This is a genomic window from Bradyrhizobium sp. WSM2254 (genome assembly GCF_000472645.1).
GTDB lineage: Bacteria > Pseudomonadota > Alphaproteobacteria > Rhizobiales > Xanthobacteraceae > Bradyrhizobium > Bradyrhizobium niftali.
This window is the reverse complement of record NZ_AXAB01000025.1, coordinates 148,328-155,848: the sequence shown is the minus strand read 5'-3', so window position 1 is coordinate 155,848 and position 7,521 is coordinate 148,328. Positions and strand designations below refer to the sequence as shown.

Below are 7,521 nucleotides of genomic sequence, written 5' to 3'. Positions count from 1 at the left end.
CTCAGTCGCCGTTCTTACGGGGCCGCGACCAGATCAGGCTGAAGCCGTCGCCGTCCTCGTCGTTGAACAGGTTGGCGTAGATCGGTGCGTTGAACGAGGGGTCNTCGAGCTTGAGCGAGAGATAGTCGCGGCCCTCCTCGGAGCGCTTCGACCAGGCGGCCCCGATCTCGGCCCGGCCGACGAAGACGCGGTGGCTCGGGGCGTTCTCGTTGGTGCGGTTGGCCTCGGGCACGATGCGGACGCCCTTGGTCTGGAGGCTGAGGGTGACGATCTCGCCCTGGAAGTCGCTGCCGATCTTCTTGAAAGAACCGATGTTAGCCATGTTACTTCTCCTTGCTGTTTCGAGCCGCGACCACCGCGGCCTCGATGGCGATCTACAGGCCGAAGACGATCGACGACGCACCCGCCCGCGGGCCGCAGCGCAGCGGAGGACGCCAGCGGGGCGACTTTCTTGCCTCGCGAGGAATGGGCGTAGCCCAGGGGAAGAAAGTCGAGCCGCTGGCGTTGCGTTCAGGCGATCGAGGCGCAGCCGCTCTTCGGCCAGATCGAGCCATCAAGAGGCCAGGTGGTCCGTGCGCTGAACAGCAACCCCGGAAGAAGTTGTGGCGCCGCTCGGTTGGGCTGCACAAGATGTCGCTGCGCTCAGGCGTAGAGTTGGAAGCAAAAGCGAGGAAAAGGGCGAACGCGACTGCCGTGAACCAGCCGCGATGAGATGCCCCTGGCTGGCCTGCCTTCCGCCGAGAGGTCAGGTGCCGGGTGGCAAAGCCTTCGAGAACGCCGCGACTATCTCTCGCTCAAGCCCGTCGACCCAACCAACGCTTGGACCCGAGGCGCCTCAGCCGTCGAGACCCGAGGCACATTCCTTTCGCGTCTCGGCCGAGAGGCGCTACTGATGTTCCTCCAACAAAGCCTCGCCCAATGCCGGAGGCTCGGCAAAGCTGGTTATCCGTCTCCAAGCCATGCCGGCGATGGCAAAAGCGCCGGTCCAGCTGAAGATATCCTGCCAAAGTGAGGATGGCATCGCGATTTGCGACAGGCCATGGGCGAGGTGATAGCCCGCGACAGCCGCCGGGACGGTGAAAGCTGCGGCAATCACCGCGCGCACGAAGCTGGATCGAGCCCAGATCAAGGCGGTTTGACCGATCAGAACGGCCACGGCGCCGGCAAGAATTGCGACCAGAGTAGCGGAGGCAATGCTTGCCCCAGCGTGAACAGCCGCCAATCCTGCGGAAAGCGCAACGAAATATGGCAGCGCGTAGACAGCAAGAGTGAGACCCAGCCAGCAGAACAGGCCGATGCCAAGCATATTGAGGGCGAGTGCGATGATAAGCATGGTGGTGACTCCGCGACAAAAGACATGACGCTCGCGCCTTCCACCACCACCACGGCGCGACGAGAATAATAGCGCAGAATGCGCCGCTGTGCGAGTGCGTGGCCTCGTTCGTCGGATCGGACAACAACCGAAGCTTTCTGCTCGAGCGCTATATCGGTCGCGATCAGAGAATTTGCACTGATCTGCGTTGTCGAACTTGGCCCTCGATGAAGAAGCGCCGATGGGCGACGGCGCTTACGCGCCGCCGAACTTCCAAACGGAAATGCCGAGCTTCCTGGCCTTGTCGGCAAGGTTGTCCTGTATCCCGGTGCCCGGAAAGTGCATCAGACCGATCGGCAGCACTGCAAGCATGGCATCGTTGCGCTTGAACGGAGCTGCCTTGCCGTGCTTCGTCCAGTCCGGCTTGAAGGCGACCTGGGGAACCTTGCGGTTGGTCGCCCATTTGGCGGCGATCAGCTCGGCGCCCTTCGGCGAGCCACCATGCAGCAGCACCATGTCCGGGTGCTTGGCATGGGCCTTGTCGAGGCGGTCCCAGATCAGGGCGACGTCGTCAAAATCGAGTCCACCGGTGAGCGCGATCTTGGGTCCCGACGGCAGCAACGCCTCGGTGTCCGCGCGACGTTTGGCAGCCAGGAAATCGCGGCTGTCGATCATCGCAGAGGTGAGCGTGCGATGATTGACGAGTGATCCGGACCGGGGGCGCCAGGGCGAGCCGGTATGAAGCTCGAATTGCTCAGTCGCCAGATCGCGGAACAGCTCCATGGCATTGCGACGTTCGATCAACGTGACGCCTTCGGCCGTGAGCCGCTCCAGTTCGACCGATCGCACCTCCGATCCATTCTGCTCGCGCTGGCTCTTTTGCTGGGCTTTTTCGTTGTCGTCGAGTTCGCGCTCGATGCGGCCCGTGGCGCGATGGAAGAGATTGACGGTCGACCAGAGGAGATCTTCGAGGTCGGGTTCAAGCCGTGTGTCGCTCAGGGTCGCCACGAGCGCATCAAAGATGTCGGCGATCGCGCCTGTGATGGCCTTGGCTTCCGGGAGCGGCCTTGGGTCAGGCTCGTCGTGAAAGGGACGATGGCCATAGAGCTGAAGCTCGTTGAGGATATGATCGGTCGGTGATGAGCCGTGCGGCGGTTCGAACTGGCTGTCGTCGTGTTCGGTCATCATGGCTTAGGGTCCTTTGCCGTTCGGCCGCGCCCATCGCGGCCTTCGTGGCGATCACCAGACGGCGGGCGGAACGGACCAGAACCCGGAGCGATCAATCCGCCGAAGCCCGCAGGGCGCAGGTGGACGCGCAGGGCCGCAGCGAAGCGGAGGATGGCAGAGGTGCGGCTATTTTGTTTCGCGATGCAAAGGCGCGTGAGCGCCGGCGGAAAATAGCCGCACCTCTGCCATTGCCGGGCCGGGCCGCTTGCCGTCCGATCGCCCGCTAGAAGGCCCTGGACGCGGCCCCGCCCGGCAAAGGCTGCCCCCGCAATGACCGGTCATGACGATATCGAGTTCAAATTGCTTGGCGCTATCCCGTAGCGACCCTTGGACGCGGCAGAAAGCGGGCGATATCCTCGGGCACGAGTTGTGCGCGCAAGGCTGAGTTGGATTCGACCACTTGGAGATTGACTTTGATGCAGCCGAATGTCGCAAGCCGCGCTTCTGCACGAGCAATGAGCGCCTGTCCTCTAGCTTTTCCGGTGAGACTTCAGCACGGCGATCCGAAAGATCCAGCCTCGATGTCGATCGTATCCAGCCATAACGGAACCAACGACCAGATTTCGTTGCTGTAATTCATTTCTCATAAAGGTTGGACGCATTCCAGCGCCGCTTGTTGGATCAGTCCGGCTTTTCCCGGGCCCGCGACGCCCTTGCAAAGCGCCTGGTTCAGCCAGTCAACGAGGGCCCCTTTGTGAGGGCTGGCAGGAATGGTGTCACTTATCTGTTCGAGATACGCGTAAAATTTGGCGGCTGCGCTATCCAACCCTTGGCTGCGAACGATATTGGGTCGATTCAGTTGCGTGTCCACGGCACCCAATTTGCCAAGCACCTCGGCGCGGCCGACCGTGTCTGCGATGTCGTCGGCGATCTGGTACGCATGCCCGAGCAGTTCCCCCACCTTCGCCCAGGGGTCCGGGTCAGCACCACCTGTCAGGGCGCCGCACGTGGCCGCCGCCACGAAGAGGGAGCCGGTCTTGTAATGGTGATAGCGGTCGATTGGGACGAGCGTCACGGCCTCCATCGACTGTCCGGCGATCAGCCCATGACTGGGGCCGACCGCCTCCGCGACCACCTCGATCATGCGCGCGACCAACTCAGGTGCCCGCGCAGCCTGCCGGCTTAGGTGTTTGAAAGCCGTCACGATCAAGGCATCGCCGGCCAGAACGGCGGTCGGCTCTCCGAATAGCCGGTGCACCGTCGGTTTGCCGCGGCGCAGCGCGGCATTATCGAAGCAAGGCAGGTCGTCATGGACCAACGAGGCACAGTGCAGCAATTCGATTGCTGCCGCAGCTCTTGCAGCCAGCTCCGGATGGCTTGCGCCGGATGCAATGAAGACTTTCAAGCAGAGCTTGGGGCGCATCCGGGCGCCACCTGGAAACACTGCCGCTTCCAGCGCTTCCCGCAGGTGAGTCGGCGACTCCGGCCTCAGAGCACTATCCATCGCGGCTCGCAGCGCCTGCTCGATGAGTTCGTCGCTATCGCCAACCACATCGACTGGGTGACTCGAAATCATATCGCATCTCCACTTTTGAGACAAAAACCGGAATTGGGCGTGGTTCAACCGGTGCCGAATGAAAGGCCAATTTTGCGTCTCTTCAGGTTCTGGGGCACCGTCAAGTTAACGAATTGGAACGGCCAAGGGGTAGACGACCGGCATGCCGACCGCACGGGCCCTCTTTATCGGCGCATCGCTTCCCATCGGAAGTCATCAGCTATGCCGTTTGGTTGTATTTCCGGCTTTCCTTAAGCTTTCGCATGGTCGAGGAACCGCTGGCGGCGCGTGGCATTGGATGACCTATGAAACCGTGCGCCAGTGGGGACGTAAATTCGGCAAGGCGTTCTCCCATCTGGATGCCCCGGCGCACTCCCACTCACGGCGACGTGGCATCTGGACGAATTCGTTATCTCGATCGCGCGAACAACATTGGCGCTGGCGCGCAGTCGACCAGAATGGCGTCGTTCTCGACGTCTTGATCCAATGCCGAAGAGACTCGCGCGCTGCGCAGCGGCTCATGACGAAGCTCCTTAAATCCGCCGGCACGCCGCCGCGCGTGATGATCGCTGACAAGCTCCGTTCGTACGGCGCGACGAGGGCGATGGGCGTTCACTTCGAACATCGCTGGCACAAATCTCTCAACAATCGGGCCGAGAATTCTCATCAGCCGACGCGACGACGCCAGCGGATCATGAAGCTTTTCTAATCGAGAAACCGTTGAGCCTGATGGGACGGCCGAATCTCGAACCTTTGATAATCGACTCCTTCAGCTCAGCGGTCGATGAAGTTGACAATGCCTGTTCGCCTTACCCTTTGTGCGAAAGAGCTTGCGCAGATGGGCTGACATCTAAAGCTATTGGTCATGGTTGATAGTAGCGACTGGAGCTTGGACCGGAACGACTGACCGGTCAGGGATCTGGGACCTAATTAGCAATTGGTATGCCACCAGAGCATTTGTGCAGTGAATGCTTCAATGGCGACGACGGGTGCGCCTTGCCGGTGCGAGCCCCGAGGTTCAGGGTTGAGTTGCGGACATTGTGTCACCGGCCAGATACGGATGAACACCGTCAAATCTCTGAGCGACCAGTCTGAAGGACAACCCAGCAATATGCGAGTTAATCGGGTCGAGCGCCTTTCAAATGCAGCACACAGCGCTCGCGTCATGCCGTTTCCAGGACCTACAAGCAGCCCGCGGTGTGCTGCCTCCAAGTCATCCCAACTGATCGAACTAGCCTGAGAATGTGCGCAATCGCACACGATTGTCAGCTTTGCGTCCATTGCCGTCGATTCGATGCTCATCCCTGATGCTCATCCTTGGAGTATCAGCATTTTCGCCCCGGCATGACAGTTGCTCTGTTCTCGGCAGTCTCTACAGACCATCGATCTGACGCATGACCGCCGCCTTGAAAGTATTCGACGACATGCTCGCGCATATTCCGCAAGAGCAGGGCTTTGTCGGGCACTTGCTGCGCCGGTTGTCGGCATTGAGACTCAATGCCGGAAACCTGACATGACGCGCCGCTACGAAGTGCCCGCTCGGCCTGCGAATTCACTTCGGCACGCGATTTGCTCTGTTGCCGGCATCATCACCAATCGCAGTGCGATGGTCTTCGGGACGGACACGGCGCGCGTCGCTGTTCGCGTCTGGTCCGTTCCGACGGTTTGCTGTGGCAATGATTTGGCGCTCGGTTGTGGACCGAGAAAATGCAGGGAAGTGTTGGATGCGATCTGGAGTTCTTCTTTTGGGAGCCACAACAATTGCGCCCGTCGCGAGCGATGCGACCAAAGCGGCAGACCTTGAGCCAGGATTGAAACTGCCACCGGCGGTTTGGGACTGGTCCGGAGGCTATATTGGCGGACATATCGGTGGGCGGGTGCGGTCGAACCTCCTTCACCAATCCCTACGGCCAGTCGATCTATGGCGATGCCGACAGGTTCGATGTCACCCGCCGGCACAACCCGCATTTGTCGTTCGGCTAGGGGCCGCATGTCTGCCTGGGCGCCGCGGCTAGCACGCCTGGAATTGCGATGCGCCTTTCCCGCCCTGTTCGTGCGGCTGGAGGATCTGGCGCTGACCATCGCCGTGGAGGACGTCGTCGACATGCCGTCTTACGTCATTCACTGCCCGCAGCGCCTGCCGGTCACCTTCCGCCCTTCCATCGCTGAGAGAGTGAAGTGCCACCATGTCCGAACAACCCTTGATGTCCGAACAACCCTTGCCGACGCTGCCGATGTGGCGCGTCGATCACATCGAGCCCTCGCCCGAGATGTTGGCGCTAAGCGCCAACGGTCCGGTCCACCGCGTGCGTTTCCCGTCCGGGCACGAAGGCTGGTGGGTGACAGGCTACGACGAGGCCAAGGCGGTGCTGTCCGACGCGGCGTTCCGGCCCGCGGGAATGCCGCCGGCGGCATTCACCCCGGATTCGGTGATTCTCGGTTCGCCGGGATGGCTGGTCTCGCACGAGGGGGGCGAGCATGCCCGGTTACGCACGATCGTGGCGCCGGCCTTCGGCAACCGCAGGATGAAGCTGCTAGCGGAGCAGGCCGAAGCGATCGCCGCGCACTTGTTCGAGACGCTGGCGGCCCAGCCCCAGCCCGCCGACCTGCGGCGCCACCTCTCCTTTCCGCTTCCGGCCATGGTCATCAGCGCGCTGATGGGCGTGCTCTACGAGGATCACGTCTTTTTCGCCGGGCTGTCCGACGAGGTGATGACGCACCAGCATGAAAGCGGCCCGCGCAGCGCGTCGCGCCTGGCCTGGGACGAACTGCGCGCCTACATTCGCGGCAAGATGCGGGACAAGCGCCAGGATCCGGGCGACAACCTGCTGACGGATCTGCTCGCGGCGGTCGACCAGGGCAGGGCGACCGAGGAAGAGGCGATTGGCCTGGCGGCGGGCATGCTGGTGGCGGGGCACGAGAGCACCGTCGCGCAGATCGAATTCGGCCTGCTGGCCATGCTCCGCCATCCGCAACAGCGCGAACGCCTGGTCGCCGATCCATCCCTGCTGGATAAGGCGGTGGAGGAAATCCTGCGCATGTACCCGCCGGGCGCGGGCTGGGACGGCATCATGCGCTATCCGAGGACCGACGTGACCATCGCGGGCGTGCATATTCCCGCGGAAAGCAAGGTGCTGGTCGGCCTGCCGGCGACGTCGTTCGATCCGCGCCATTTCGACGACCCGGAAATCTTCGACATCGGACGCGACGGGAAGCCACACCTGGCGTTCTCCCACGGGCCGCACCAGTGCATCGGCGTGGCGCTGGCGAGGCTCGAACTCAAATTGGTGTTCGGTTCGATCTTCCAGCGCTTTCCCGCGCTGCGCCTGGCTGTGGCGCCCGAAGAACTGAAGTTGCGCAAGGAGATCATCACTGGCGGATTCGAGGAGTTCCCGGTGCTCTGGTGATGCGCGGACGCCGCCGGGGATCGCGATCGTCTCCGCAATTTGCCGGCACGCCTGGCGCGCGCCGGTCAGATCAGCCAGCC

General features: G+C 62.2%; 7 protein-coding genes and 1 pseudogene. 4 read left to right on the top strand and 4 right to left on the bottom strand.

Annotation, left to right across the window (positions count from 1 at the left end):
• Position 1 precedes the first annotated feature (1 nt).
• The 4 genes from A3M7_RS0119430 to A3M7_RS0119415 all read right to left on the bottom strand — a co-directional run bounded on the left by A3M7_RS0119430 (position 2) and on the right by A3M7_RS0119415 (position 4,055).
• Positions 2–322 carry a DUF736 domain-containing protein gene (locus A3M7_RS0119430; protein WP_027545399.1) on the bottom strand — a complete coding sequence of 107 codons (321 nt, stop codon included), beginning with the start codon at positions 320–322 and terminating at the stop codon, positions 2–4.
• Between the two features lie 564 nt (positions 323–886).
• Positions 887–1,333, bottom strand: coding sequence for a hypothetical protein (locus tag A3M7_RS0119425; protein WP_027545398.1), 447 nt, complete (start codon positions 1,331–1,333; stop codon positions 887–889).
• A 234-nt stretch (positions 1,334–1,567) separates the two neighbouring features.
• Positions 1,568–2,497, bottom strand: a complete 930-nt coding sequence (locus tag A3M7_RS0119420; protein WP_084302306.1) for a DUF2493 domain-containing protein — start codon at positions 2,495–2,497, stop codon at positions 1,568–1,570.
• Positions 2,498–3,122: 625 nt separating this feature from the next.
• Positions 3,123–4,055 carry a polyprenyl synthetase family protein gene (locus tag A3M7_RS0119415; protein ID WP_027545396.1) on the bottom strand — a complete coding sequence of 311 codons (933 nt, stop codon included), beginning with the start codon at positions 4,053–4,055 and terminating at the stop codon, positions 3,123–3,125.
• Between the two features lie 142 nt (positions 4,056–4,197).
• Here A3M7_RS0119415 and A3M7_RS44615 point away from each other — a divergent pair.
• The 4 genes and pseudogenes from A3M7_RS44615 to A3M7_RS0119395 form a co-directional block, all read left to right on the top strand.
• A pseudogene (locus tag A3M7_RS44615) lies at positions 4,198–4,740 on the top strand (IS6 family transposase); the annotation flags it as partial.
• Between the two features lie 688 nt (positions 4,741–5,428).
• Positions 5,429–5,551: a hypothetical protein gene (locus A3M7_RS51060; protein ID WP_256374873.1), complete on the top strand. Its 123-nt coding sequence runs from the start codon at positions 5,429–5,431 to the stop codon at positions 5,549–5,551.
• 337 nt (positions 5,552–5,888) lie between these two features.
• A complete protein-coding gene (locus A3M7_RS51055) occupies positions 5,889–6,017 on the top strand; it encodes a hypothetical protein (protein WP_256374872.1) in 129 nt (42 codons plus the stop codon).
• A 221-nt stretch (positions 6,018–6,238) separates the two neighbouring features.
• Positions 6,239–7,441 carry a cytochrome P450 gene (locus tag A3M7_RS0119395; RefSeq protein ID WP_027545394.1) on the top strand — a complete coding sequence of 401 codons (1,203 nt, stop codon included), beginning with the start codon at positions 6,239–6,241 and terminating at the stop codon, positions 7,439–7,441.
• Positions 7,442–7,521: the final 80 nt, after the last annotated feature.

What these genes read in the sequence shown, in the direction of transcription:
- A3M7_RS0119425 (WP_027545398.1), bottom strand. Translation starts at nt 1,333, where the DNA reads ATGCTTATCATCGCACTCGCCCTCAATATGCTTGGCATCGGCCTGTTC.
- A3M7_RS51060 (WP_256374873.1), top strand. Translation starts at nt 5,429, where the DNA reads ATGACCGCCGCCTTGAAAGTATTCGACGACATGCTCGCGCATATTCCG.
- A3M7_RS0119420 (WP_084302306.1), bottom strand. Translation starts at nt 2,497, where the DNA reads ATGACCGAACACGACGACAGCCAGTTCGAACCGCCGCACGGCTCATCA.
- A3M7_RS0119415 (WP_027545396.1), bottom strand. Translation starts at nt 4,055, where the DNA reads ATGATTTCGAGTCACCCAGTCGATGTGGTTGGCGATAGCGACGAACTC.
- A3M7_RS0119395 (WP_027545394.1), top strand. Translation starts at nt 6,239, where the DNA reads ATGTCCGAACAACCCTTGCCGACGCTGCCGATGTGGCGCGTCGATCAC.